The 334-nt window shown below is 55.4% G+C and carries 1 protein-coding gene; it reads left to right on the forward strand.

Features of this window, described 5'->3' with window-relative positions; all coding sequences use genetic code 11:
- Positions 1-334, forward strand: a 334-nt coding sequence (locus C5687_RS24805) for an Ig-like domain-containing protein (RefSeq protein ID WP_158252243.1), incomplete at both ends; no start/stop codon positions are given.

Here is a 334-nt window from a genome sequence, read left to right on the forward strand (position 1 = left end):
TTACGATAACGACGAGAAGATTGGTTCCGTTATTGTGGATGACGAAGGCAAGTGGTCCTATACGCCAGAGAAACCGCTGGACAAAGGCGATCACGAAATCACCACAACCGTAACCGATCCGTCAGGCAACACCAGTGAACCGTCTCCGGGGATCTCTTTCACTGTCGATCCGGATCCAAACCAGGTCACCGTGGGTGAAGTGGTGGATGACCAGGGCCCGATCGTGGGCAACCTGAAGCCAGGCACCGTGACCGATGATGTTCGCCCTGAACTGAGCGGTAAAGGTAAGCCAGGCAGCACCGTGACCATCATGGATGGTGACGATGTTCTGGGC

This window comes from Enterobacter sichuanensis, from assembly GCF_002939185.1.
GTDB classification, from domain to species: domain Bacteria; phylum Pseudomonadota; class Gammaproteobacteria; order Enterobacterales; family Enterobacteriaceae; genus Enterobacter; species Enterobacter sichuanensis.